This window comes from Angustibacter peucedani (assembly GCF_054779595.1).
Map to the genome: position 1 here is coordinate 1 of NZ_BAAGXY010000078.1, position 23,430 is coordinate 23,430.

26 protein-coding genes and 1 pseudogene are annotated in these 23,430 nt (G+C 74.9%); 19 read left to right on the top strand and 8 right to left on the bottom strand.

Annotated elements, in window-relative coordinates:
- From ACYVJ4_RS14060 to ACYVJ4_RS14080, 5 genes are all read left to right on the top strand, one after another.
- The coding region (locus tag ACYVJ4_RS14060; protein WP_460460763.1) for a tetratricopeptide repeat protein at positions 1-1,117 on the top strand (1,117 nt) is incomplete at its 5' end.
- Positions 1,114-1,476 carry a hypothetical protein gene (locus ACYVJ4_RS14065; protein ID WP_460460764.1) on the top strand — a complete coding sequence of 121 codons (363 nt, stop codon included), beginning with the start codon at positions 1,114-1,116 and terminating at the stop codon, positions 1,474-1,476. The genes ACYVJ4_RS14060 and ACYVJ4_RS14065, both read left to right, overlap by 4 nt.
- The gene (locus tag ACYVJ4_RS14070) at positions 1,473-1,895 is read left to right on the top strand and encodes a hypothetical protein (protein ID WP_460460765.1); all 423 of its coding nucleotides are present in this window, start codon (positions 1,473-1,475) and stop codon (positions 1,893-1,895) included. The genes ACYVJ4_RS14065 and ACYVJ4_RS14070 overlap by 4 nt, the downstream gene beginning before the upstream one ends.
- 41 nt (positions 1,896-1,936) lie before the next feature.
- On the top strand, positions 1,937-2,887 hold the full coding sequence (locus ACYVJ4_RS14075) for an aldo/keto reductase (RefSeq protein WP_460460766.1): 951 nt from the start codon (positions 1,937-1,939) through the stop codon (positions 2,885-2,887).
- A gap of 108 nt (positions 2,888-2,995) precedes the next feature.
- Complete coding sequence (locus ACYVJ4_RS14080; protein WP_460460767.1) at positions 2,996-4,393, top strand: hypothetical protein; 1,398 nt, start codon at positions 2,996-2,998, stop codon at positions 4,391-4,393.
- Positions 4,394-4,432: 39 nt separating this feature from the next.
- Here ACYVJ4_RS14080 and ACYVJ4_RS14085 read toward each other — a convergent pair whose 3' ends face one another.
- On the bottom strand, positions 4,433-5,116 hold the full coding sequence (locus ACYVJ4_RS14085) for a CAP domain-containing protein (protein ID WP_460460768.1): 684 nt from the start codon (positions 5,114-5,116) through the stop codon (positions 4,433-4,435).
- 108 nt (positions 5,117-5,224) lie between these two features.
- Between ACYVJ4_RS14085 and ACYVJ4_RS14090 the strand changes: the two genes are divergently transcribed.
- From ACYVJ4_RS14090 to ACYVJ4_RS14100, 3 genes are all read left to right on the top strand, one after another.
- Positions 5,225-6,085, top strand: coding sequence for an Fpg/Nei family DNA glycosylase (locus ACYVJ4_RS14090; RefSeq protein ID WP_460460769.1), 861 nt, complete (start codon positions 5,225-5,227; stop codon positions 6,083-6,085).
- Positions 6,086-6,149: 64 nt separating this feature from the next.
- Entirely contained in the window at positions 6,150-6,473 is a 324-nt protein-coding gene (locus ACYVJ4_RS14095) for a rhodanese-like domain-containing protein (RefSeq protein WP_460460770.1), read from the top strand.
- Positions 6,474-6,704: 231 nt separating this feature from the next.
- Positions 6,705-7,928 carry an ATP-binding protein gene (locus ACYVJ4_RS14100; protein ID WP_460460771.1) on the top strand — a complete coding sequence of 408 codons (1,224 nt, stop codon included), beginning with the start codon at positions 6,705-6,707 and terminating at the stop codon, positions 7,926-7,928.
- On the opposite strand, the gene ACYVJ4_RS14105 is transcribed toward ACYVJ4_RS14100, so the two are convergent.
- Positions 7,885-8,436 carry a MarR family winged helix-turn-helix transcriptional regulator gene (locus tag ACYVJ4_RS14105; RefSeq protein ID WP_460460772.1) on the bottom strand — a complete coding sequence of 184 codons (552 nt, stop codon included), beginning with the start codon at positions 8,434-8,436 and terminating at the stop codon, positions 7,885-7,887. The two genes, ACYVJ4_RS14100 and ACYVJ4_RS14105, sit on opposite strands and share 44 nt — an antisense overlap.
- 48 nt (positions 8,437-8,484) lie before the next feature.
- On the opposite strand from ACYVJ4_RS14105, the gene ACYVJ4_RS14110 reads away from it, so the two are divergent.
- Genes ACYVJ4_RS14110 through ACYVJ4_RS14120 form a run of 3 tightly spaced genes read left to right on the top strand, consistent with a single transcriptional unit; the run spans position 8,485 to position 10,355 of the window.
- Positions 8,485-9,099, top strand: coding sequence for a mycothiol-dependent nitroreductase Rv2466c family protein (locus ACYVJ4_RS14110; RefSeq protein WP_460460773.1), 615 nt, complete (start codon positions 8,485-8,487; stop codon positions 9,097-9,099).
- A 48-nt stretch (positions 9,100-9,147) separates the two neighbouring features.
- A complete protein-coding gene (locus tag ACYVJ4_RS14115; protein WP_460460774.1) occupies positions 9,148-9,876 on the top strand; it encodes a class I SAM-dependent DNA methyltransferase in 729 nt (242 codons plus the stop codon).
- A complete protein-coding gene (locus ACYVJ4_RS14120; RefSeq protein WP_460460775.1) occupies positions 9,873-10,355 on the top strand; it encodes a GNAT family N-acetyltransferase in 483 nt (160 codons plus the stop codon). Before ACYVJ4_RS14115 ends, ACYVJ4_RS14120 begins: the two co-directional genes overlap by 4 nt.
- Here ACYVJ4_RS14120 and ACYVJ4_RS14125 read toward each other — a convergent pair.
- On the bottom strand, positions 10,339-10,716 hold the full coding sequence (locus tag ACYVJ4_RS14125) for a VOC family protein (RefSeq protein WP_460460776.1): 378 nt from the start codon (positions 10,714-10,716) through the stop codon (positions 10,339-10,341). The two genes, ACYVJ4_RS14120 and ACYVJ4_RS14125, sit on opposite strands and share 17 nt — an antisense overlap.
- 23 nt (positions 10,717-10,739) lie before the next feature.
- Here ACYVJ4_RS14125 and ACYVJ4_RS14130 point away from each other — a divergent pair, with 23 nt between their 5' ends.
- Positions 10,740-10,982: a hypothetical protein gene (locus ACYVJ4_RS14130; protein ID WP_460460777.1), complete on the top strand. Its 243-nt coding sequence runs from the start codon at positions 10,740-10,742 to the stop codon at positions 10,980-10,982.
- Here the strand turns inward: ACYVJ4_RS14130 and ACYVJ4_RS14135 are convergent.
- Positions 10,963-11,406, bottom strand: coding sequence for a hypothetical protein (locus tag ACYVJ4_RS14135; protein ID WP_460460778.1), 444 nt, complete (start codon positions 11,404-11,406; stop codon positions 10,963-10,965). The two genes, ACYVJ4_RS14130 and ACYVJ4_RS14135, sit on opposite strands and share 20 nt — an antisense overlap.
- Before the next feature lie 70 nt (positions 11,407-11,476).
- Between ACYVJ4_RS14135 and ACYVJ4_RS14140 the strand changes: the two genes are divergently transcribed.
- The 4 genes from ACYVJ4_RS14140 to ACYVJ4_RS14155 all read left to right on the top strand — a co-directional run bounded on the left by ACYVJ4_RS14140 (position 11,477) and on the right by ACYVJ4_RS14155 (position 14,951).
- Positions 11,477-12,292: a glycerophosphodiester phosphodiesterase family protein gene (locus tag ACYVJ4_RS14140; RefSeq protein ID WP_460460779.1), complete on the top strand. Its 816-nt coding sequence runs from the start codon at positions 11,477-11,479 to the stop codon at positions 12,290-12,292.
- Positions 12,293-12,422: 130 nt separating this feature from the next.
- Positions 12,423-12,857: an ATP-binding protein gene (locus ACYVJ4_RS14145; RefSeq protein ID WP_460460780.1), complete on the top strand. Its 435-nt coding sequence runs from the start codon at positions 12,423-12,425 to the stop codon at positions 12,855-12,857.
- Between the two features lie 18 nt (positions 12,858-12,875).
- Positions 12,876-13,886 carry a DUF5926 family protein gene (locus tag ACYVJ4_RS14150; protein WP_460460781.1) on the top strand — a complete coding sequence of 337 codons (1,011 nt, stop codon included), beginning with the start codon at positions 12,876-12,878 and terminating at the stop codon, positions 13,884-13,886.
- 180 nt (positions 13,887-14,066) lie between these two features.
- The gene (locus ACYVJ4_RS14155) at positions 14,067-14,951 is read left to right on the top strand and encodes an aldo/keto reductase (protein WP_460460782.1); all 885 of its coding nucleotides are present in this window, start codon (positions 14,067-14,069) and stop codon (positions 14,949-14,951) included.
- Positions 14,952-14,955: 4 nt separating this feature from the next.
- Here the strand turns inward: ACYVJ4_RS14155 and ACYVJ4_RS14160 are convergent, their stop codons facing one another.
- Positions 14,956-15,759, bottom strand: coding sequence for an alpha/beta fold hydrolase (locus tag ACYVJ4_RS14160; protein WP_460460783.1), 804 nt, complete (start codon positions 15,757-15,759; stop codon positions 14,956-14,958).
- Complete coding sequence (locus ACYVJ4_RS14165; protein ID WP_460460784.1) at positions 15,756-16,973, bottom strand: arginine deiminase; 1,218 nt, start codon at positions 16,971-16,973, stop codon at positions 15,756-15,758. Before ACYVJ4_RS14165 ends, ACYVJ4_RS14160 begins: the two co-directional genes overlap by 4 nt.
- Positions 16,974-17,086: 113 nt before the next feature.
- Between ACYVJ4_RS14165 and ACYVJ4_RS14170 the strand changes: the two genes are divergently transcribed.
- Positions 17,087-17,839: a glycosyltransferase gene (locus tag ACYVJ4_RS14170; protein ID WP_460460785.1), complete on the top strand. Its 753-nt coding sequence runs from the start codon at positions 17,087-17,089 to the stop codon at positions 17,837-17,839.
- Complete coding sequence (gene mptB / locus ACYVJ4_RS14175) at positions 17,836-19,359, top strand: polyprenol phosphomannose-dependent alpha 1,6 mannosyltransferase MptB (RefSeq protein ID WP_460460786.1); 1,524 nt, start codon at positions 17,836-17,838, stop codon at positions 19,357-19,359. The genes ACYVJ4_RS14170 and mptB overlap by 4 nt, the downstream gene beginning before the upstream one ends.
- On the opposite strand, the gene ACYVJ4_RS14180 is transcribed toward mptB, so the two are convergent.
- Positions 19,250-21,469 carry a hypothetical protein gene (locus ACYVJ4_RS14180; protein ID WP_460460787.1) on the bottom strand — a complete coding sequence of 740 codons (2,220 nt, stop codon included), beginning with the start codon at positions 21,467-21,469 and terminating at the stop codon, positions 19,250-19,252. The genes mptB and ACYVJ4_RS14180 overlap by 110 nt on opposite strands.
- A 209-nt stretch (positions 21,470-21,678) precedes the next feature.
- Here ACYVJ4_RS14180 and ACYVJ4_RS14185 point away from each other — a divergent pair.
- A pseudogene (locus ACYVJ4_RS14185) lies at positions 21,679-22,473 on the top strand (glycosyltransferase 87 family protein); the annotation flags it as partial.
- A gap of 327 nt (positions 22,474-22,800) precedes the next feature.
- On the opposite strand, the gene ACYVJ4_RS14190 reads toward ACYVJ4_RS14185, so the two are convergent.
- Positions 22,801-23,418: a TMEM165/GDT1 family protein gene (locus ACYVJ4_RS14190; RefSeq protein WP_460460788.1), complete on the bottom strand. Its 618-nt coding sequence runs from the start codon at positions 23,416-23,418 to the stop codon at positions 22,801-22,803.
- Positions 23,419-23,430: the final 12 nt, after the last annotated feature.

Genomic DNA, 23,430 nt, shown 5'->3' on the forward strand with positions numbered 1-23,430 from the left:
CTTCGCCCGCGCGCGGCTGGCCGAGGACCCGGACGGTGACACCACCCGCCGACGGCACGCGGAGTACTACTGCCGCTTCGCCGAGCGGTGGGGACCGCAGCTGCGCGGCGAGGCCTTCGTCATGGCCCGCGAGGCGATCGAGTTCCACCTCGACAACCTGCGCGCCGCCCTGCGCTGGACGCTGCGCGTCGAGGAGCCCGGCACCGCCCCCGACCCGGACGACGTCGCCGTCGCCCTGCGGATCTGCCACCAGCTGAGCTGGTTCTGGTACGCCTGCGGGTACCAGGACGAGGGCCGTCGCTGGCTCAGCCGCGCGGTCGAGGCGGCGCACGGCCGCGAGTCGACCGAGCTCATGGTGTCGCTGCACGGGCTGGCCGTGCTGATGCTGCAGCACGGCGAGGCCGACCAGGCCCGAGAGACCCTCGAGCGCTGCCTGGCCTACTGGCAGCGGGTCGGCGACCCCGGCCGCGAGTCGATGGAGCTCAACAGCCTGGGTGTCGCGCACCGCAGCCTCGGCGACCCGAGCACCGCCATCGACCTGCTGACCCGAGCGGTCGAGGTCGCGCGTGCGGCCGGCGTGCGCGAGCGGCTGGCCAACCCGCTGTCGAACCTCGCGACCGTCGAGTCGGACGTCGGCAACCACGACCGCGCGATCGTGCTGCTGCAGGAGGTCAGCGAGATCGACGCCGAGCTCGGCGACACGTGGGGGCTCGCCGTCGACCAGATCAACATCGCCGGGCTGATGGTGCGCAGCGGCCGCACCGCCGAGGCCCGCGACCAGCTCGCCGCGCACGCACCGGACGCCGTCGCGCTCGGCGACGTCGACCTGACCCTGGACATCGTCGACCTGGCCTGCGTCGTCGCGAGCGACAGCGGCGAGTGGCGCGAGGCGGCCCGGCTGTCGGGGGCCTCCGACGCGCTGCGGGCCGCCCACGAGCTGCCCCTCCCCCTGCCCGACCGCGAGCAGGTCGACGCCAAGCTCGCCGTCGCGCGCGGTCACGCCGGGGCCGAGGAGTGGGACCGCTGGGTCGCCGAGGGAGGCGCGCTGCGCCTGGACGCCGCGGTGGCCGAGGCGCTCGCCGGGGTCGGCGCCCCGGCTGCGAGCATGGACGCGTGACCGCACCGCTCACCCTCGTGCTGGCCGTCGCCTCGCTGGCGTTCGCCCTCGGCACGGCGCTGCTGGCCTGGCGCGACCGACCGGCCGGGCCCCGCACGCTCCTCGCGGCCGCCGTCGTGGAGGCCGGGTTCGTCGTCCAGCTCGTCGTGGGGGTGGTGATGCTCGCGACCACCGACCGCGACGTGCCGGGCGTGCTGTTCGTCGCCTACCTGGTGGGGGTGCTGCTCGTGCTCCCGGTCGCGGTGGTCTGGTCGCGGGCCGAGCAGAGTCGTTGGGGCACAGGGGTTCTGGTCGTCGCCGGTCTGGTCGACGCCGTGCTGCTCGCCCGCCTGCAGCAGATCTGGGGCGGCCAGGGATGAGCGACGACCGTCCGGCGACCCGGCGCGGACCGGGTCGCGTGCTGGTCGCGGTGTACGCGCTGTTCGCCGTCGCCGCGACGTCCCGCGCGGCCTACCAGCTGGCCACCCAGCTCGACCGCGCGCCGCTCGCGTACGTGCTGTCGGCGTTCGCCGCCGTCGTCTACGTCGTGGCGACGGTCGCGCTGGCACGCGGCGGCCGGACGTCGGTGCGCGTCGCCACCGCGTCGTGCAGCGTCGAGCTCGTCGGCGTCCTCGTCGTCGGCACGCTGAGCCTGGTGCAGCCCGACGACTTCCCCGACGCCACCGTCTGGTCGGGGTACGGCTCGGGCTACGGGTTCGTGCCGCTCGTGCTGCCGGTGCTCGGGCTGTGGTTCCTGCGCTCGACCCGTCGGTCGACCCGTCGCTCGCAGGGGGACTAGCCGACCTCGCCCCGAACCGCGCCCCGTGCGAGGCTGCGCTCATGGCTGCTCCCACGACGACGTACCGGCCCCTCGGCGACAGCGGGCTGGTGGTGAGCACCGTCGGCGTCGGCTGCAACGCCTTCGGCACCCGGATCGACGCCGACGCGACCCGGGCGGTGGTCGACGCGGCGCTCGAGTGCGGCGTCACGCTGTTCGACACGGCCGACATCTACGGCCTCGGCCAGAGCGAGGAGCTGCTCGGCCGGGCGCTGGGCTCGCGCCGCGACGACGTCGTCGTGGCCACCAAGTTCGGCATGGACATGCGCGGCGCGAACGGTCCGGACTGGGGCGTGCGCGGCTCGCGCCGGTACGTCCGCAAGGCGGTCGAGGCCAGCCTGCGCCGCCTCGGCACCGACTGGATCGACCTCTACCAGCTGCACGCGCCGGACGACGTCACGCCGGTCGAGGAGACGCTGGCCGCGCTGCACGAGCTGGTGCTCGAGGGCAAGGTGCGCGCGATCGGCAGCTCGAACTTCACCGGCTGGCAGGTCGTGGACGCCGACTGGACCGCGCGCTCGGCCGGCTACGAGCGCTTCATCAGCGCGCAGAACAAGTACTCGCTGCTCGACCGCGAGGCCGAGGACGACCTGGTGCCCGCGTGCGAGCACGTGGGTGTCGGGATCCTGCCGTTCTTCCCGCTCGAGTACGGCCTGCTCACCGGCAAGTACAAGCGCGGCGAGGCGGCGCCCGAGGGCACCCGGCTGGCCGAGCAGCGCGAGCGGCTCGACGGCGCCGACTGGGACGCGATCGAGGCGCTGCAGCGGTTCGCCGACGAGCGCGGGCTCTCGATGCTCGACGTCGCGGTGGGCGGCCTGGCGGCGCAGCCGGCGGTGTCGAGCGTCATCGCCGGGGCCACGCGGCCCGAGCAGGTGCAGGCCAACGTCGCCGCCGGGGCGTGGGACCCGGACGCCGAGGACCTCGCCGTCCTCGACGAGATCACCCGCGCCTAGTTCTTGACGGCCGCTGGGCCACGGCCTGCGTCCGAAGCATCGGTCGGCACAGCGGCCAGATCTTCGGACGCAACGGCTGGGAGGCCCGGTGCGGCGTCCGGTGCGACCATGGTCGGGCGGTGGGGTGCGGCGCCCTGCCCGGCACCGGGAGGGCTCGTGGTCGACGCGGCGGCGCACGCGCGGACGCCCGCGCCGTCGAGCCCGCCGTCGAGCCCTAGCACCCCGACGACCCGGCCGGACGACGTCCGGCCGCCGCCCGCACCGCCCGCCCGTCGACGTCCGGCCGGCGACCTGCTGACCCGGGCCTGGCAGCGGGCGCGCGCCTGGCCGGCGTGGGTGCAGGTGCTCGTCGCGTACGGGGTGTCGCGCGTGCTGGCGGGCGTCATCATCGAGCTCGCCGCGCGCTGGGGGCAGAACCCCGCGGGTGTGGGCGACCTGCACCCCGACTACCTCGACCTGGTGCAGGTCTGGGACGGCGAGTGGTACCGCCAGATCGCCGAGCAGGGCTACCCCGAGCGGCTGCCGCACGGACCGGTCGGCGCGGTCGACTACAACAGCTGGGCCTTCTTCCCGCTGTTCCCGGTGCTGGTGCGGGTCGTCATGCTCACCGGTCTGCCGTTCTCGCTGGCGGCCAGCGCGGTCAACCTGGTCGCCGGGACCGCCGCGGCGCTGGTGATCTGGCGGCTGTTCTCGCAGCTGAGAGGTCACGCGCACGACCGGCTGGCGGTGCTCGCCGTGGCCCTGTGGTGCCTGCTGCCGCCGGCGCCCGTGCTGCAGGTGGCCTACACCGAGGCGCTCGCGGCGCTGCTGCTGGCGGGGACGCTGCTGCTGCTCGTGCGGCGCGAGTACGTCTGGTGCGTGCCCGTCGTCCTGCTGCTCGGGCTGACCCGGGCGATCGCCGCACCGCTCGTCGTCGTGGTGCTCTGGCACGGCTGGCTGCGCTGGCGCGACCGGCGCGGCGACCCCTGGACGACGGGAGCGCTCTGGGCGTGGGGCGGGCTGCTGGTCGCCACCGGAGCGTCGGCGCTCGTGTGGCCGGCAGTGGTGGGGATCGCCACCGGGGTGCCGCGCGCGTTCTTCGAGACGCAGGCCGCGTGGGGGCAGAAGCCCACCGACGGACCGTTCCTGCCGTGGATCACCTGGGCGTGGGACGGCCTCGGCATCACCGGCGTCGCGCTGCTGCTCGCCGTCGTGGCGGTGGGGCTGCACGTCCTCGTCGGGCGGCACACGGCGTGGCTCGTCATCGAGCTGCGCGTCTTCGGCGTCGTCTACCCGCTCTACCTGCTGGCCGTCGTCCGGCCGATCACCAGCATGTGGCGGTTCCTGCTGCTCGACCTGCCGATCGCCGCGGCGCTGGCCAGCCTGGCCGCCCGCGACGCTCGCTCGCGCGTCAGCCCGCACTGGCGCTGGCGGATCGTGGCCGCGGCCGTCGTGGGGCTGGGTGCGATGTGCTGGTGGGTCACCGTGCTGCTGACGCGCGTGCCCTGGAACGACTCACCCCCCTGACCCGTCGCGCCGCCTGCGGCCGAGCCGCGACGGCGGAGGTCAGACGTGCAGGCGCTTGCGGGTGGGCGGGTCGAGGCGGCCGGTGACCTTCATCCGGTGCTGCCACTGGTACGACCGGACGCTGTGCCAGGTGGTGCGGTTGAAGTAGCCCGTGGCCTTGACCCGGAGCTTGACCTGCGCGTTGCGCACCGCCGGGCCCTTCTGGCCGTACGAGATCGTCGGCGGCGTCCAGGTCCTCGACACCAGCGGGCGCTCGAACACCTCGACCACCCAGGTGCGCCCGTGGCCGTACGCGACCCCCACGCCGACGCGCGTGTACCGCGTGCCGAGGATGTTGGCCTTGTGCCCGGACGAGTGCATGAACGCCGAGTGCAGGCTCGCGACGTCGCTGCCCACGCCCACGTTCTCCGCCAGGTAGCGCCAGCCCTTGACCTGGCTCCACACCTTCGGGTTGTGCTCGAGCCGGCCGGTGCTCGCCAGGTGCGCGGCCCAGGCGCGGGCGACGGTGTTGAGCCCCGTGCTGCGCACCAGCGCGGCGTGGTCGGCGGCCGAGCGCGAGGCGTTGATCCGGCCGGCGAAGTCGCTCTCGGCGCTCGCGCGCGACGGCGTGGACGTCGCCGCCTGGGCGGGCGCCGGCACCAGCACGCCGCCGACCAGCGTCGCGACGACGGCCGCACCGGCGAGGGAGGCGCCGAACGGCAGCCGTCGGGTGACTCGGAACATCGGCAGGCCTCCTGGGATGAGCTCTCCCCTGATGCCTCGGCCGGTGCGGGCCCGACGATGATCGACCGAACAGGTGAGAGCGTCGCCGCCGTGCGGCAGACTCGTGCCGTGCCCGAGCTGCCGGAGGTCGAAGGGCTCGCGACGTTCCTGCGCGAGAACGCGGTCGGCCGCGTCGTCGCGCGCATCGACGTCGCGGCGTTCAACGTGCTCAAGACCTTCGACCCGCCGCCCACCGCCCTGGCCGGGCTCGAGGTCACCGGGGTCGCGCGGCACGGCAAGTGGCTCGACCTGGACGTCGACGGCCTGCACCTGGTCTTCCACCTCTCGCGCGCGGGCTGGCTGCGCTGGTCGCCGCAGCTGAACCCGACCCCGCTGCGACCTGGCAAGAGCCCGATCGCGCTGCGCGTCGTTCTGGACGACGGCTCCGGCTTCGACCTGACCGAGGCCGGCACCCGCAAGCGGTTGGCGGTCCACGTGGTGCGCGACCCGCAGCAGGTGCCGCAGATCGCCTCGCTCGGGCCCGACCCGCTCGCGCCGGACTTCGACCGGGCCGCCTTCGGGGCGCTGCTGGCGGGGCACCGCACCCAGGTCAAGGGGCTGCTGCGCGACCAGTCGGTGCTGGCCGGCGTCGGCAACGCGTACTCCGACGAGGTGCTGCACGCCGCCAAGCTCTCGCCGTACGCGCTGGCGGCCAGCCTCACCGACGAGCAGGTCGACGTCCTGTACGCGGCGCTGCGGTCGGTGCTGACGGAGGCGATGGCCGCGGCGTCCGGCCGGCCGGCTGCCGAGCTGAAGGACGCCAAGCGCTCGGGCATGCGGGTGCACGGTCGCGCCGGCCTGCCCTGCCCGGTCTGCGGCGACACCGTGCGCGAGGTGAGCTTCGCCGACTCGGCGCTGCAGTACTGCCCGACCTGCCAGACCGGTGGCAAGCCGTTGGCCGACCGGCGCATGTCACGGCTGCTCAAGTAGCGGGTGGCGCGGACGTCGTGGACGGCGGGGACGTCGTCCGGACAGTGCGTGCGAGGATCGACGCATGAGCGACGCACCCGAGATCTCCGTCACCGACCTGCCCGCCGACGCCGTCCTGCTCGACGTGCGCGAGGCCGACGAGTGGGCCGCGGGGCACGTCGACGGCGCGGTGCACGTGCCGCTGTCGGAGGTGCCCGGACGGCTCGGTGAGCTGCCCGAGGCCGACCCGCTCTACATCATCTGCCGCAGCGGCAACCGGTCCGGCCGCGCGGCGCAGTGGCTCAACGCGCAGGGCGTCGACTCGGTGAACGTCGCCGGCGGGATGAAGGCCTGGGCGTTCGCCGGCAAGCCCATGACCTCGGACGACGGCGCCCCGCGCGTCATCTGACCCCGCACCTCGGGCACGAAGTGCGTGAGGCGTCACGAACCGGTACGAGCGCCTCGCCCGGCGCGGATCCCACACCTTCTCAAGAAGGTGGCCTCACCGCGGCCGGATGGGGCCACCTTCTGAAGTAGGTGCGGGACGGCGCGGGGTTGGCCGAGGGCGGGGGCTGACACGCCGATGGGGGTTTCTGCGGATGTATCGGGTCAGGGCTAGACAGCCCGATACGGTCCGATCATGGACCCGATCCGCAACCCGTACGCCCCCGGCGCCGGGCAGCGCCCACCCGAGCTGGCCGGCCGCGACGGCGAGCTGACCGCCTTCGACGTCGTCCTCGAGCGGGTGTCGCGCGGGCGTCCCGAGCGCAGCCTGGTGCTCACCGGGCTGCGCGGCGTCGGCAAGACAGTGCTGCTCGGCGCGCTGCGCAGCGCGGCGGTCCGGCGCGGCTGGGGCACGGGCAAGCTCGAGGCCCGGCCCGACACCTCGCTGCGCCGCCAGCTCTCGGCCGCGCTGCACCTCGCCGTCCGCGAGCTCGGCTCGGCGCAGGGGCGCCCCGGCCCGGACGACGGCACCGACCACGTCCTGGGGGTGCTCAAGGGGTTCGCCCTGCGCGACGCCGGACCCAGCGCGAAGCTCCGCGACCGCTGGCAGCCCGGCATCGACGTCCCGATCGTCACCGGCCGCGCCGACTCCGGCGACATCGAGATCGACCTGGTCGAGCTGCTCGGGGACGTCGCGGGGCTGGCCGCCGAGCGGGGCAGCGGCGTCGCGGTCTTCGTCGACGAGATGCAGGACGTCGGCCCGGACGACGTCAGCGCCCTGTGCGCCGCCTGCCACGAGCTGAGCCAGCAGGGCCTGCCGCTCATCGTGGTCGGCGCCGGGCTGCCGCACCTGCCGGCGGTGCTGAGCGCCAGCAAATCGTACAGCGAGAGGCTGTTCCGGTACGCGCGGATCGACCGGCTCGACCGCTCCGCCGCCGAGGTCGCGCTGCGCTCCCCCGCCCGCGACGAGGACGCCGACTGGACCGACGACGCGCTCGACGCCATGTACGAGGCGACCGCCGGTTACCCCTACTTCGTCCAGGCGTACGGCAAGGTCGCGTGGGACGTCGCCCCGCGCTCCCCCATCACCCCGGACGACGTGCGGGTGGCGGCGCCCGAGGCCGAGGGCGAGCTGGCGGTCGGCTTCTTCGGCTCGCGCTACGAGCGCGCGACGCCGGGCGAGCGCGAGTACCTGCGCGCCATGGCGGACGTCGAGGCCTCCGACCCCGAGCCCGTGGCCGCAGGTGCACCCGGGGGCGTGCCGACGTCGGCGGTGGCCGAGCTGCTCGGACGCAAGCCGCAGTCGCTCTCCCCCGCGCGCGACGCCCTGCTGAAGAAGGGCCTGGTCTACAGCGCCGAGCGCGGCCGGATCGCGTTCACCGTGCCGCACTTCGGCCGGTACCTGCGCCAGCAGGGCTGACCTCCGGCTCGACGTGCTCGAGCAGCTGGGCCAGCAGGTCGGCCAGCCGCTGCTGGTCGCGCGCGCCCAGGCCGGCCAGCAGCTCGGCCTCGCGGGCCAGGTGCGAGCGCATCAGCCGGTCCGCGGTCGTCCTTCCCTTGCGGGTCAACGCGATCCGGCGCTCGCGACCGTCATCGTCCGCGACCGAGCGCGTGGCGAGGCCGCTCGCGATGAGGCGGTCGGCGCGCTTGGTCGTGGCGCCCGCCGTCACCAGCATCGCAGCGGCCAGGTCGCGGCTCGCGACGCCGGTGCCGTCGTCCAGCCGGCGCAGGGCCGCGAGCAGGTCGAAGTCACCCGGGGCCAGACCGGCGGCGGCCAGCGGCGGCCGCAGCGCGGCGTCGACGAGCCCGTGCACGCGCTGCAGCCGGCCGAGCACCAGCAACGGCGAGACGTCGAGGTCCGGCACGCGCGTCGTCCACTGGTCGGCGATCGTCGTCACGGCGTCGTCCGACGTGCGGGTGTGGGGCATACCGGCCTCCGGTGTTGCTTTCCAGGGAAAGCAGGTACGGTGCTTTCCGTGGAAAGCATAGCCGCAGACGCCGTCCTGTACGTCGACCCGCAGTGCCCGTTCGCGTGGATCACGAGCGAGTGGCTGGGCGAGGTCGAGCGCGAGGGTGCCGCGGTCGTGCGCCGCGAGCTGATGAGCCTGTCGTGCGTCAACGAGGGCCGCGAGCTCGACGCCTGGTACCGCTCGTACAACGACGAGGCGTGGGGTGCCGCGCGGGTGGCGTCGGCGCTGCTGGCAGGCGAGCACGCCGAGCGGTGGCCCGAGTTCTACGCCACCTACGGGCGCCGCCGGCACGTCGACCGGTTGCGCGACAACGGCTCCAACCTGCGCCGAACGGTCGACGAGCTGGGCCTGCCCGCCGAGCTGCTCGACGCCGCCGATCGCACCGACCAGGACGACGACCTTCGCCGCCGCACCCGTGCCGCCGTCGAGCCGTCCGGCCGGGACGGCGGCACCCCGATGCTGCACGCCGCCGGTCGCGCCTACTTCGGACCGGTGCTCACCGCCGTGCCGCGCGGCAAGGAGGCCGTACGGCTCTGGGCCGGGCTGCGAGCCGTGGCCGCGTCGCCGCAGTTCGCCGAGATCGCCGGTCCGCGCGACGACGACGCGCTGCAGACCAGCTGACGCCAAACCGATGGCGCCCCTGCGGTCGGGCCTGCCAGGGTGGCGCGCATGGAGGGATTCGACCCCGCGACCAGCTTCGGCGCCGACGTCGCGAGCCGGTACGACGACGAGCCGCGCGGTGACGAGACCGAGACGGTCGAGCTCCTGGCCGAGCTGGCCGACGGTGGGCGCGCCCTGGAGCTGGCCATCGGCACCGGTCGCGTCGCCCTGCCGCTGGCCGCCCGCGGGGTCGGCGTCGACGGCATCGAGCTGTCGCCCGACATGCTGCACCGCTTGCGGGAGAAGGACGGTGGCGCCGACCTCGCCGTGACCCAGGGCGACATGGCGAGCGCCGACGCACCGTCGTCCGGCTACGCGCTGGCGTACCTGGTGTTCAACACGATCGGCAACCTGCTGACGCAGGACGCGCAGGTGCGCTGCTTCCAGAACGTCGCGCGCCACCTCGCGGACGACGGCGTGTTCCTCGTCGAGACCTCGACGCCGTGGTCGTTCGTGCGCCGCCACCAGTTCGTCGACGTCGAAAAGGTCGCCACCGGCGAGGTCGTCCTCGACGTCAACCGCTACGACCCGGTGACTCAGCTGCTCGACGAGAACCACGTGCAGCTCACCGCGGGCGGGGTGCGGATGGGCCCGATCTCGTGTCGGCTCGTGACGCCGGCCGAGCTCGACCTGATGGCCCGGCTGGCCGGTCTGCGGCTGCGCGAGCGCTGGGGCGGCTGGCGGCGCGAGCCGTTCACCGCCGACAGCGCCCGGCACGTCAGCGTCTACGGGCGATGAGCCTGGCCCCGGACGTCGTCGTCACCCGGGTGTGGCCGGACGACTGGGAGCGGCTGCGGGCGACCCGTCTGGAGTCCCTGCGCGAGTCCCCCGAGATGTTCGGCTCGACGTCCGCGCGCGAGGAGGCGTTCGACGAGGCCGAGTGGCGCCGCCGCGCCGCCCGCCCGGCGACGTTCCTCGCGAACCGCGATGGCGCGGACGTCGGCACGGCCGGCGTGTACGAGACCGACCACGGGTGGTGGGTCATGGGCATGTGGATCGCCCCGACGGCACGCGGGACGGGCGTCCTCGAGGCGCTGATGGCGGCTTGCGAGGACGTGGCCCGCGCCGCTGGTGCCGGTGCCGTCGAGCTGGGCGTGATGGAGGACAACCCCCGGGGCCGGCGGGCCTACGAGCGGCTCGGCTTCGTCCTGACCGGTGGCCGGATCCCGGTGCGCGACGGGCGCGACGAGCTGCTGATGGTCAAGCCTCTGATGTGAGCCGCTGCTCGACCAGGCCGACCAGGTTGCCGTCCGGGTCCTCGACGAAAGCCTGCCACTCGTCGGTGCCGCGCGGGCCGAGCGTGTCGTCCTCGTGGCTGAAGATGACGTGCGGCTCGTCGACCACGCGAACTCCGTTGCCGCGCAAGCGGTCCACGGTGGCGTGCACGTCGTCGACGCGGAGGTAGAGCACGGCCGACGGTGCAGCGGCCTCGAGCAGCAGTCGGGTGCCACCGAGGTCGAAGAACAGCAGCCCGGGTGGCTCGAAGCGGCCCGTCGGCCCCGTGCCGAGGACGTCGGAGTAGAAGGCCGCCGACCGGTCGAGGTTGGTGGCGCGCTGCGCGACCTGCACCAGCTCCACGGTCAGACCCTAGGCTGGGAAGCGTGTTCACGGCAGGCCAGCGAGCAGGTGTCGTCGCGGCGTTCGAGCTCGTCGGGTACACGGGGCAGCTGCGCACGGCGCCGCTCGACAGCGGCGAGGAGCGGCTCTTCGTGGTGCCGGCCGGGCACGTCGCGACGCACGCCCAGCTGCGCGCCCTCGAGCAGGTGCTCACCGCGGTGCTGCGCGTGAAGGTCTGGGTGCTCAGCGACGCCGACTGGCACGGGGTCACCGTTCCGTTCGAGTGATGCCGGTCGGCGCTGCGCGCAGCCGTCGTCCGAGCCGCAGGCCCAGCCACGGCGTCGCGACCGCGAGCGCCATGATCGCGAGCGCCAGCGCGACCAGCGCGGTCATGCGCAGCGCCGAGATCTGCCGGTCCAGCGCGAAGCCGATCTCACCCAGCCCGATCGCCACGCCGCCGTAGAGCACGAAGAACGACGTGAGCAGCACCGTCACCGCGAGCCGCCAGCGCCGCCAGCCCAGGGCACCTGCCAGGCCGGCCCCGGCACCCGCCAGCGCGAACACCAGGGCGATGCCCGCGCTGCCGGTCCAGGTGAAGTCGAGGTCGCCACCGTCGTCCATCGCGGCCAGCCGCATGAGCGCGCGCGCCACCACACCCAGCGCGAGCCCGACGGCCGCGCCGCGCAGGACGCCCAGCGCCGCGTTGCGCACGACACGAGCATGCCCACCGCGGGCGTCGCGCAACAGCGATTTCGTGTCTCGTCGTGCCAGGATCGTCGTCGTGAACGGCGGTCCTGAGGTGGTCGCGCACCGGGGTTCGAGCGCCGAGAAGCCCGAGCACACGCTGTCCGCGTACCTGCGCGCGATCGAGCAGGGCGCCGACGCGCTGGAGTGCGACGTCCGGCTCACCGCCGACGGCCACCTGGTCTGCGTGCACGACCGCCGCGTCGACCGGACGTCGAACGGCCGCGGCTCGGTGTCGACCCTCGAGCTCGCCCACCTCGAGCAGCTGGACTGGGGCTCGTGGATGGAGTCCTGGGACGACGTGGACTCCGACGAGAAGCCCGACCGCGACGCCGGCCGCCTGCTCACGCTGCACCGGCTGCTGGACGCCGTCCGCGACTGCGGGCGCCCGGTGCGCGTGGCGATCGAGACCAAGCACCCCACGCGGTACGGCGGCGAGGTCGAAAAGAAGCTGGCCCGCGTGCTGGCCGAGTACGGCTGGGACGCGCAGCACCCGCAGTTCCCGTCGCCGGTGCGGGTCATGTCGTTCTCGCTGCTCGCGCTGCAACGGTTGAGGGCGCTGGTGCCGGCGGTGCCGCTGGTGCTGCTGGTGGAGGACCGCATCCCGCTGCGGATGCGCGACGGCGTGCTGCCGCGCGGCGTCGGGACGGTCGGGATCGACGTCCGGCTGCTGCGCAAGCACCCCTGGTACGCCCGCGCGGTGCACGACCAGGGCCGGGCGGTGCACGTCTGGACCGTCGACCACACCGCGGACGTCGACCTGTGCCTCGAGCTGGGCGTCGACGCCATCATCACCAACCGGCCGCAGCACGTGCTGGCCCTGCTCGGACGAACCCCCACGAACGCCACGTAGCGGACAGGGGATGCACTCAGCGCCACCTCCGGTTACTCTGGCGGAGGTAGCAACGTGTGACGGCTCGTGACGCACGGCAATCCCGCAGGGGGTCGTGCCGCGGGTGCCGGGGGTCGAGCAGGGAGGTCTCGTGACACAGGTCGCATCGCGCGTCCCCACGCGCACCCGCACCCTCCGCGTCGCCCACACCTTCTCGTCGGTGCCCCGCACCCGCCGCGCGCTGGTCGAGGACCTGCGCTCGCGCGAGGTCCCCGCAGCGGTCGTCGACGAGGCCGAGATCGTGGTCGCCGAGCTCCTCGGCAACGCGATCCGGCACGCGGCCGCCCTCTCGGACGGCACCGTGCGCGTGCACTGGCAGGTCAAGGGCGGCGTCGTCGAGCTCGACGTCACCGACGGCGGCGGGCGCACCACGCCGAAGCCGGTGCACCCCGGCACCTACGCCACCGGCGGGCGGGGCCTGCGGATCGTGCGCTCGCTCGCCCACGAGTGGGGCGTGCTCGACGAGGACCGCGGCCGCACCGTGTGGGTCTGCCTGGGCGGGCCGTCGCGGCGCCGCCGTCCCTGACTCGTAGAGTCTGCGGCCATGGGCAAGTCCTCGCGCCGCCAGAAGTCCACCAGCGCCCCCGGCGCTGCTACCGCCGTCCTGGACGCCGACGTCCCCGTCGTGGGGCAGCGCGAGCCGTGCCCCTGCGGCTCCGGCAAGAAGTACAAGGCGTGCCACGGCCGGGCCCGGGTGGTCGCCGAGGCCACGACCGGTCGCCCGTTCGAGGGCCTGCCGGGCGAGGCCGACTGGGTCGCGCTGCGCGAGGTCGTGCCGGCTGCCACCGCGACGGTGCGGCTCGCGCCGTCCGCGCAGCGCCCGGCGTCCGGAGCGGGTGACGACGCCGACCCCGGCGTCACCGAGATCACCGTCGCCACCGTGCTGCCGCTCGCCTGGCCGGCGCTGCGCCGCGCCGACGGCCACGTGTTCGTCGGCCTGCAGACCGGGGGCGGCTCGGGCGACCCCAGCCGGGACGTCGGCACCGCGCTGCACGCGGCCGTGCAGGCCGACCCCGGCTCGCCGGTGACGCTGACCGACCTCGAGGACGGCGGCCCCCGGCTGCAGGACCTCGTCGCGCCGGACGCGACCTTCGAGGTGACGGTGCACGACGGCTTCGACTTCTGGGTGGAGGGCGGCGACGAGCTCGACCCGAGCGTGCGCGAGTCGCTGGAGCACGCGAACGCCGCTGTCATCCCGACCGTCCGGCTGAGCGGTGTCGAGGCCGCCTACTGGTGCAAGATCGGCGACCGCACCCACCTGCGCTGGGTGCTGCCGCAGGCCGAGGACGACCTGCTCGACGGACTGGCCCGCCTGCACGCCGCCGGCGAGAGCTCGCTCGGCGAGGGCACGCGCTACGTCGGCGCCTTCCGGGCGCACGGCCTGCTCGTGCCGGTGTGGGACCTGCCCGAGGACGCCACGCCCGAGGACGTCGAAGAGCCGGCGGCGCAGTTCGCGGCCCGGCTCGAGGCGGCCCTCGCGGTCACCGAGCCGCTGTCGTACGACGAGCGGCGCGCCCGGGCCGGCGTCGTCAGCCGCCAGCTCACCCTGCGCTGAGATCACCAGGCCCGAGCACACGCACCCGCAGCGGTGGGTGCGGCCGTGGGTGCGGCGGTGATGTCGTGATCGCAGCACCGGCGCCGCACCCATGACCGCACTCATCCAGGACACCGGCCATGAGGCGCGGTCGGGCCGGCTCGTCTGGCGCTCGGCGTCCGGACGGCGAAGGATGGGCGCATGGAGCACCGCCGCCTGGGCCGGCTCGGCCACGACAGCTCGGTCGTCCTCTACGGCGCCGCCGCGCTGGCGGACGTCGACCAGGACACCGCCGACCGCAGCGTGCAAGAGGCGCTGGACGCCGGGATCAACCACCTCGACGTCGCGGCGAGCTACGGCGACGCCGAGCTGCGGCTCGGGCCGTGGATGCCGCGGATCCGCGACCAGGTCTTCCTGGCTACCAAGACCGGCGAGCGCGAGCGCGACGCCGCGTGGGCCCAGATCAACGCCTCGCTCGAGCGGCTGCAGACCGGCCACGTCGACCTGCTGCAGCTGCACGCCGTGGGCGACCTCGACGAGCTCGACCGGGTCACCGGTGAGGGCGGCGCCCTCGAGGCCGCCCTGCGGGCGCGCGACGAGGGGCTGGTCGGCGCCGTCGGCATCACCGGACACGGGCCGCAGGCGGCCCAGACGCACCTGGAGGCGTTGCGGCGCTTCGACTTCGCCACCGTGCTGACCCCTTTGAACCGGAGCCTGCTCGACCAGCCCGAGTTCGCCGACGCGTACGCGGCGTTGGTCGAGGAGGTACGGCGACAGGACGTCGGGCTGATGACCATCAAGGCCGTCGCGCGGCGCAACTGGCCGGGCGTCGGGGCGGGTGAGGACGTCGGCGACCAGCGGTACACCACCTGGTACGAGCCGCTCGACGAGGCGGAGGCGATCCGCGCCGCCGTGTCGTGGGTGCTCGCGCACGACGAGCTGACCGGCTTCGCCACGGCCGGCGACGTGCGGCTGCTGGGCATGATCGTGGCCGCCGAGCGCGACCGCATGTCGCTCGACGAGGCCGAGCGGGTGCTGGCCCAGGTCGACGACTACACCTCGCCGTTCCTCCGCCAGCCCGCCTGAACGGCTACTGCGGCAACGGGTTCGCCCTCAAGAAGGCCAGCAGCACGCGCAGCGTCTCGTCCCGGAACTCGTCGTAGAAGCCGTGGCGGCCGCCCTCGACCAGGTGCAGCGCGGCGCCCGGGATCCGTTGGGCGAGAAGGGGTGCGTTGGCGGTCGGGTTCAGCTCGTCGTCCGTGCCGTGCACGACGAGGGTGGGGGCGGCGATCGTCGGCAGCTCGTCCCACGCGTCGTGGGCCTGGCTGGCCGCCAGCTGCTGCGCCTGCACGTCCGGCGGCACCTTCGCCGGCTGGTAAAGGTCGCCGTGCGCCATGGCGCTGGCCAGGAACCGCGGGTGGTACATCAGCGCGGCCCGCGCTCGGCGCACCGCCAGGGTGGGCGCCGCGGCCATGAGCGCGTCCAGCTCGGGTGCCCGCGGCACGCCGTGGCGGTCACCGGCCGACGTCCCGGCGAGCACCAGCGTCCCGACCCGGTCGGGGTGGTCGACCGCGAGCCACTGCGCGACCCGCCCGCCCATCGAGAAGCCCATGACGTGGGCGCGGGCGACGTCGGCGTCGTCCAGCACGGCGACGGCGTCGTTCGCGAGGTCGCGGGTCGTGTACTGCGGTCCCTCGGGCATGGGGCTGCGTCCTATGCCGCGCGGGTCGAGGGCGACCACGGTGTGCCGGGCCGAGAGCTCGGGCACGAGGCGGTCCCACATGCGGTGGTCGGCGCCCTGGCCGTTGAGCAGCAGCAACGGTTCACCGGCGCCGACCGACCACCAGGCCAGCTGGACGCCGTCCGGTGCGATCGCGGAGCGCGGCTCCGTCACGCCGTGGGGGCGGTCGAGTCGCGGTCGACCGGGCACGACATGCAGCGCGGCCCGCCGCGGCCGCTGCCGAGCTCGCTGCCCGCGATCGCGACGACCTCGATGCCGGCCGCCTCGAGCCGTGCGTTGGTCTCGGTGTTGCGCTCGTAGGCCACCGCCACCCGCGGAGCCAGCGCGAGGGTGTTGTTGCCGTCGTCCCACTGCTCGCGCTCGGCGGTGACCGGGTCGAGGCCGGTGTCGATGACCCGCAGCTCGTCGATGCCCATCGCGTCGGCGGCAGCCTCGAGGAACGGCCGCGGGGCGTCGACGCGCAGGACGTCGTCGCCGTTCAGTGTGATCGCGAGCGCGGTCAACGAGTCGGCGACGTTGGGGTACATGACGACCGCGTCGACGTCCACCATCGTGCAGACGGTGTCGAGGTGCATCGTGGCCCGCTCCTGGGCGATCGGGACGGCGAGCACCGTCTGCGCCAGCCCCGTGCGCAGCAGTCGGCCGGCCAGGCGCTCGACCCCGGCGGGCGTCGTCCGCTCGCCGGTGCCGACCGCCACGACGCCGGGCGCGAGCAGCAGGACGTCGCCGCCCTCGACGTGCTCGAGCCCGGGCTCGTAGGCGAGCGCGGTGCCGGCGAAGCGCGGGTGGTAGCGGTAGATGACCTGGGTCAGGCTCGTCTCGCGCCGGCGGGCCGGCATCGCGAGGCTGGTCACCGCGACCTGGTCGCCCACCCAGGCGCTCGAGTCGCGGGTGAAGAGCAGGTTGGGCAGCGGGTCGATGACGAAGTCCTCGGGCAGCGCGAGCGACGAGACGACGCCGGGGCGCTTCATCGGACGACGGGCCGACAGCTCGTCGTGGCGCAGCCCGGCCACCAGCACCTCGGCCAGCTCGGCCTCGTCCAGGTCGTGCAGCAGCGCCCGGGCCCGCGTGGCCAGGCGCTCGCCGACGTGCGGCTGCGCGAGGGCGGCCTCCGCAGCCTCCTGCCGCGCCTCGGGCACGGCGAGGGCCTCGCGCAGCAGGTCGGACAGGTACAGCACCTCGACGCCGCGGCTGGTGAGCGCCGCGGCGAACGCGTCGTGCTCCTCCTGCGCGCGGTCGACCCACGGGATGCCGTCGAACAGCAGCCGGTCGTTGTTGCGCGGGGTGAGCCGCCGCAGCTCGGTGCCCGGACGGTGCAGCATCACGGTGCGCAGCGCGCCGACCTCGCTATCGGCTCCCCGGCTCATGCGCCGACCCTACCTTTCCCTCACCGGTGCCGGTTTGCCTCCGCCAGACCGGCCTGGGTGAGGGAAAGCAGCACCGGCGAGGGAAAGGCGGGCGGGCGGCTAGGCTCGCGCGGGTGAGCCCCGCCCCTCGAGCCGTCGCGGTCGTCATCCCGGCCAAGGACGAGGCCGAGCGCATCGCGGCGACCGTGCGGGCCGCCCGCACCATCGACCACGTCGACCTCGTGGTGGTGGTCGACGACGGCAGCGGCGACGGCACGACGCAGGTGGCCCGCGAGGCGGGCGCGGACGTCGTCCGGCACGAGCGCAACCGCGGCAAGGGTGCGGCCATGCAGACCGGCGCCGACTACGTCGCCCGGCACGAGCAGGGCACGGACGACGACCCGCGGGCGCTCCTCTTCGTCGACGCCGACCTCGAGGGCTCGGCCGTCGAGACCGCTTCTCTCGCAACGCCGGTGCTGGACGGATCGGCCGACATGACGATCGCGGTGCTGCCGCCGCAGCGCACCGCTGGCGGTGGGCGCGGCCTGGTCGTGAACCTCGCCCGCACCGGTATCGAGCGCCTCACCGGGTGGACGCCGACGCAGCCGTTGTCGGGCATGCGCTGCCTGAGCCGCGATGCCTTCGAGGCGGCCACGCCGCTGGCGGCGGGCTGGGGCGTCGAGGTCGGGCTGACGGTCGACGTCCTCGGCCACGGGTTGCGGGTCGTCGAGGTGCCGTGCGACCTGCACCACCGGGTCACCGGCACCGACCTGCGCGCGCAGGTGCACCGCGCCAAGCAGTACCGCGACGTGTGGCGAGCGCTGGCGGTGCGCCGGCTGCGCCGCGGGCGCGGCGGCGGACCAGACGCCGGCGCCGCCGGGTCATGACCGACGCCGTGCCATCGCCGGCCGGACGACGCCGCGTCACCCCGTGGGCGTTGGCGCTCGTCGCGGTGGCGGCGGTGCTGCTCGTCGGGACGGCGGCGCTCGGGCCGTCCGCCGCCGAGCCGTCGCTCGGCGCCGGATCCGGTTGGCGCGCAACGCTTCCCCCGTGGTCGCTCACGGTGGGGCCGTCGTCCGGGCTGGTGACGGTGCTGCTCGACCTGGGGTACCTGTTCGGGGGTGCCGGCGTCGGTCTCGGGTTGTGGGCCGCGGCGCGCGGCGAGCGCGTGCCGGCCCTGGCGGTGCGCGTCGCGGTCGTCGTCGCGGTGCTCGCGGTCGTCGTCCCGCCGCTCGGCTCGGCCGACCACGTGAGCTACGCCGCCTACGGCCGCATCGCGGCAGCCGGTGGCGACCCGTACACCGTCGAGCCGGTGCACTGGGCCGGTGGCCACGACCCCGTCACCAGCGCGGTCGAACCACCCTGGACGACGACCCCGAGCGTCTACGGGCCGGTCGCCACCGCGGTGCAGGCCCTCACCAGCCGGTTCGGCGGCGACAGCCTGCGCGCCACGGTGTGGGCCTGGCAGCTGGTGTGCCTCGCGGCGTGGCTCACCATCGGGTGGCTGCTGGTCCGCTTGTGCCGCAGCACCTCTGCGCGCGCGACCTGGTTGTGGCTGCTCAACCCGGTGCTGCTGGGCGTGCTGCTCGTGGGGGCGCACGTCGACGTCCTGGGCGCGGCCCTCGCGCTGGGCGCGATCGCGCTGAGCGGTCGTCGTCCGCTGCTGGCTGGGGTGCTGCTCGGGGCGGCCGTCGGCGTGAAGATCACGTTCGCGGTGGTCGGCCCGGCGGTGCTGGTCGCGTTGTGGCGCAGGCGTCGTGGCGGGTCGTGGCGCCCGGCCGGGCTCGGCGTCCTCGGTGCGCTGCTCGTCCTGGTCCCCGCCCACGCCTGGGCCGGCACGCACCTCGTCGACCAGCTCGCCCGGGCCCGCCGCTACGTCTCGCTCGCCACGCCGTGGCGGCCCTTCGTCGACTGGCTCACCGGGCCGTTGAGCAACGACGCCGTGCGCCAGGGCGTCGTGGTGCTCACGCCGGTGGTGGTGCTCGCGCTGGCGGCCCTGCTCTGGCTCGTCGTGCAGCGCACCGCCCCCTGGCCGCGGTCGACCGACGACGAGCAGGTCGCGCTCGACGCGGCACGCGTCACCGTGGTGCTCGGCGCCGCGTACGTCCTGGGCGCGCCGTACTCGTTGCCCTGGTACGACGCGGTCGCCTGGGCGCCGCTGGCGCTCGTCGCGGTGCCGGCGATCGACGTCCTGCTGCTGGTGCGGCTGGTGACCTACGCGGCCGCGTACGTACCCGGCCGGGTGCTGGGCTCGAGCCCGCGGGTCGAGGACCTCACGCTGACCTACCGCCGCGAGGTCACGCCGTGGCTGGGTCTGGGGCTGTGGCTGGCGCTCGGGCTGCTGGCGGCTCGTCGTCCTCGAGCGCGCGCAGGCTCGCCGCGATCACCAGCGGGATCGCGAGGGTGAAGCCCACGGCCGGGATGGCCGTGCCGGAGTCGTTGACCGCGAACCCGATGCCGAGCAGCAGCATCAGGCAGAACAGCCCGTGCCGCAGGATCGGGCTGCGGTCGTAGGCGCGCGCCAGCGCCCCGGCCCCCCAGGACGACGGCCGCATCAGCACCAGCACCACGAACAGCGCCGCCACCGGCACCAGCAGCGACAGGAAGCTGCCGAACAGGATCGAGAGGTTCTGCTCGGCCTTGCGCGAGATGACCTGCCACGCGCCGCCGTCGATCACGGTCTGCACGAACCGGCCGAGGTGGGTGCGCTGGTCGGCCGGCCGCAGCCAGTCGGCGACCGACACCAGGGCCAGCAGCAGCACCGTGCCCGCGCCGATCGCGAGCGCCTTGAGCCACGACAGCCGCACGCCCGCCACGAGCAGCACCAGCACCGCGAAGGCCGGCACCATGCCGATCGGGCCGCCGAAGTCGCTGCCCCACTGCGGCGAGACGTCCAGCACCGTGGCGACGACGCCGATCAACGCCACCGCCGCAGCGGCCGCCCGCCGACGTCCCGCGGTCACGAGCTGGTCGGCCACCGCGATGGCGAGCAGCATCGCCCCGGTGGCGAACAGCGCGAACGCGACGTTCGAGAAGCCGTAGAAGCGCCCGGCCACCACCGGTTGCAGGCCCATGAGGCTCGAGGTCTGCAGCCGCGAGCCGGTGACGATGTCTGCGGCGAGCACCACGCAGGTGAGGGCGGCAACCGCGCCGAACGGACCGAGCGGCGCGCGCCGCCACGGCCCGAGCTGGGCGACCAGGCTGACGGCGGCGGTGTACGCCGCCACCGCCAGGACGACGACGAGCAGCGGGTGCGACGAGCGCCACCACGGCACGGTGTTGGCCAGGTAGGTCGAGACCGGCACGGCCGCGAACACCAGGGCGACGCGGCGCACCGCGACGAGCAGCCGGCGGCGGCCGTCACCCGCAGCCCAACGGCGGCGCAGGACGACGGCCGCGGCGCCGTAGAGCAGCAGCTGGGCGATCACCAGGCCGTTGAAGAACGGCGACACCAGCGACTGCACCGACTGCGCGGCCTGCTCGAGGTCGGCGACCTTGCGCAGCCGGTCGGCGGTGGCCTCGGGGGCGTCGCCGTCGGCCGCGGCGAGGGTCTGCAGCGGCGAGCCGACGAGGTCGCCCGGGGCGGGCACGCCGAGCAACGACAGCACGGACGGCGCCAGGTCGGTGGCCTGCACCAGTGCGACCTGACGGGTCGAGGAGGTGCGCAGGAACCCCGGCCCGAAGCCCGGGCCCACCGCACCGACCAGCTGCAGGTGCGGCGTCCGGCCCGAGTCGCCGAGGGAGACGACGAGGACGCGTGCACCGTCGGGAACCGCGTCGAGCACCTGGCCGACCACGGCGTCGACGGCGCGCACCTGGGCCGCCCGGTCGCCGCCGCCCACTGCGACGCCCTGCTCGGCCGGTCCCTCGGGGGCGTCCTCGGGGTCGCGCACCGAGCCCGCGTCGACCACGGCCAGCGGGCAGTCGGCCGCGGCGAGCGCCGGGCCGGCGTCCGCCACGGAGGGCAGGTAGCGGGCCACGGTGCCGTCGCGCCGGGCCAGCGCCACGGCCGCTCCCGGCCCGACGGCGGTGGCGCACGTGCCGGCCGAGGCGAGGGCGTCGCCCAGCAGGCCGGGCGTGGCGTCGAACTTCTCGGCGTCCGCGGCCTGGACGTACCGCTGCCAGGTGCTCACGGTGGCCGAACCGCCGGCGGCGACCCCGCCCTGCACCTCGGGCGCGCGGCAGGAGGGCGAGGCGGCGTCACCGGTGCTGGCGTCGACGGCGTCCGCGGCCCGGCGTCCGGCCGACAGCGCCAGCCAGCCGTCGACCGGGCACGCGGCCCGGCGCACGCTGCGCACCGCGACGTCCCCGATCGCGCCCTGCTCCGCGAGGGCCGCGAGGTGCGGGGTGGCGGACGGCGAGACGTCGGCCCACTGCACGCCCGCCGTCCCGACGAGCACGACGGGAGCAGGGGTCGTCGCGGCGTGCGCGGGGACGGCGGCGAGCACCCCGCCCGACGGGACGACGGCTGCGGCGACCACGACGAGGCGCGCGAGGACGGCGGGGCGGGGCAGCACGTGCACAGGCTACGGGCCGGTTCGGGGAGACTGAGCGGGTGACGCGTACGCAGACGGTGCAGGAGGACGCCCCCGAGGGCGCCGTGCGCCGTCGACGCACGCCGCCGCGACCGCTCGTCCAGCTGCTGCTCGTCGTGCTCGTGCTGGCGGTGGCCGAGGCGCCGCTGGCCTGGCACTACCTGGTGGCCTGGCCCGGCGACCAGTGGCAGGTGGACGTCGAGGTCTACCGCGAGGCCGCGCGCTCGATCGTCCTGGGCCGGCCGGTCTACGAGCAGCTCACCGAGTCACCGCAGCTGCTGCCGTTCACCTACCCGCCGTTCTCGGCGCTGCTCGCGCTGCCGATGGCGTTCGTGCCCTTCCACGTCGTCGGCTGGGTGTGGACGGCGCTGCAGGTGGCCGCGACGTACCTGACCGTCGTGATCGCGTTCCGGCGCCTGCTGGCGCGGGCGGGCGGCTGGCGCTGGGTGGTGGGCGCGCTGCTGACGGTGCCGCTGCTCTACCTGCACCCGGTGTCGGACGGCGTGCGGTTCGGCCAGGTCAACGCGTTCCTCGTGCTGGTCTGCCTGGTCGACCTCGCCGTCGTCCGGCGTGGCGGGTTCCGGCTGCCGCTGGGCGTGCTGGTGGGGCTGGCGACCGCGGTGAAGCTCACGCCGGGCGTCTTCCTCGTGCACCTCGCGGTGACCCGGCGCTGGCGGGCGCTCGCGACGGCGGTGGGCGCGGCAGCCGCGGCGACGATCGGCGCCTTCCTGGTGCTGCCCGAGGCGTCCCTGGCGTTCTGGGGCGGCGCGCTGTCGGACCCCGCCCGGCTCGGCCCGAACCGCGGCACGTCCAACCAGTCGCTGCGCGGCGTGCTGCTGCGGCTCGGACCCGAGGGCACCGCGGGCAGCGCGCTGTGGCTGCTGTGCGCCGCCGCCGTCGCGGTGGCCGGCTACGCGGTCGCCCGGCGTGCGTACCGCGCGGGCGACCCGGTGGCCGAGGTCGCGGTCATGGGCCTGATGGCGGTGCTGCTCTCGCCCGTCGCGTGGATCCACCACTTCGCCTGGATGGTGGTCGTCGTGGCCGCGCTGGTGGGCGACGGGCGCTCGCGTCGGCGGCTGGTGATGGGCGCGGTGCTGACGGTGTGGTTCCTGTGCCGCGGGCCCTGGTGGGGCATCACGTGGATCGCCGATGATTGGCCACCCCTGGTGGTGGGGCGCCTGCTGCAGAACAGCGACATGATCGGCGCGCTCGTGGCGCTGGTGCTGCTCTGGCGCGTGCTGCCCGGCGTTGCGTCCGACGATGTGGTTGCTGCTGCAGCCAGTTCTTCGGACGCAACGGGGGTGGAGGGCGGGTCAGACGGGGAGGTCGACGCCGGCCGCCTGCAGGCCCGAGAGCACGGCGAGCAGCAGGCAGACCACGCCGCCGATGCGCTGCACGGTGGCGAGCCGCACGCGGCGCAGCAGGGCGCGCCCGGCAGCCGCGCCGAGCGCTGACACCAGCAGCAGGCCGACCCAGGCGCCGACGAACACCGAGACCGGGTCCTTGGTGCGCACCACGAGGCCCGCGGTGAGCAGCTGCGACAGGTCGCCCCACTCGGCGACGAACAGCACCGTGAAGCTCGCCACGACGGCCCGCCATCCGGTGGCCGGACCCTTCACCTTGGCGCCGAACTCGGCCTCGGTCTCGGCCTCCTCCTCGTCGGCGCGACGGGCGTGCCGCAGCAGCACCACGCCGCCGATGAGGAACATCAGGGCCGCGAACGCCACCACCGGCCGGTGCGGCAGCCGCGCGATCAGCCCGCCGGCCGTGACGGCGACCAGCGTCTGCACGAGGAACGCCGCGCCGACACCGATCCAGACCAGCAGCGGCCGGTAACGGGTGGCCAGGACGAGCGTGGCGACGAACGTCTTGTCGGGCAGCTCGACCGGCACGATGAGCACGAGGGCCGTGAGCGCGACCGCGAGATCCATGGCCCCACCTTT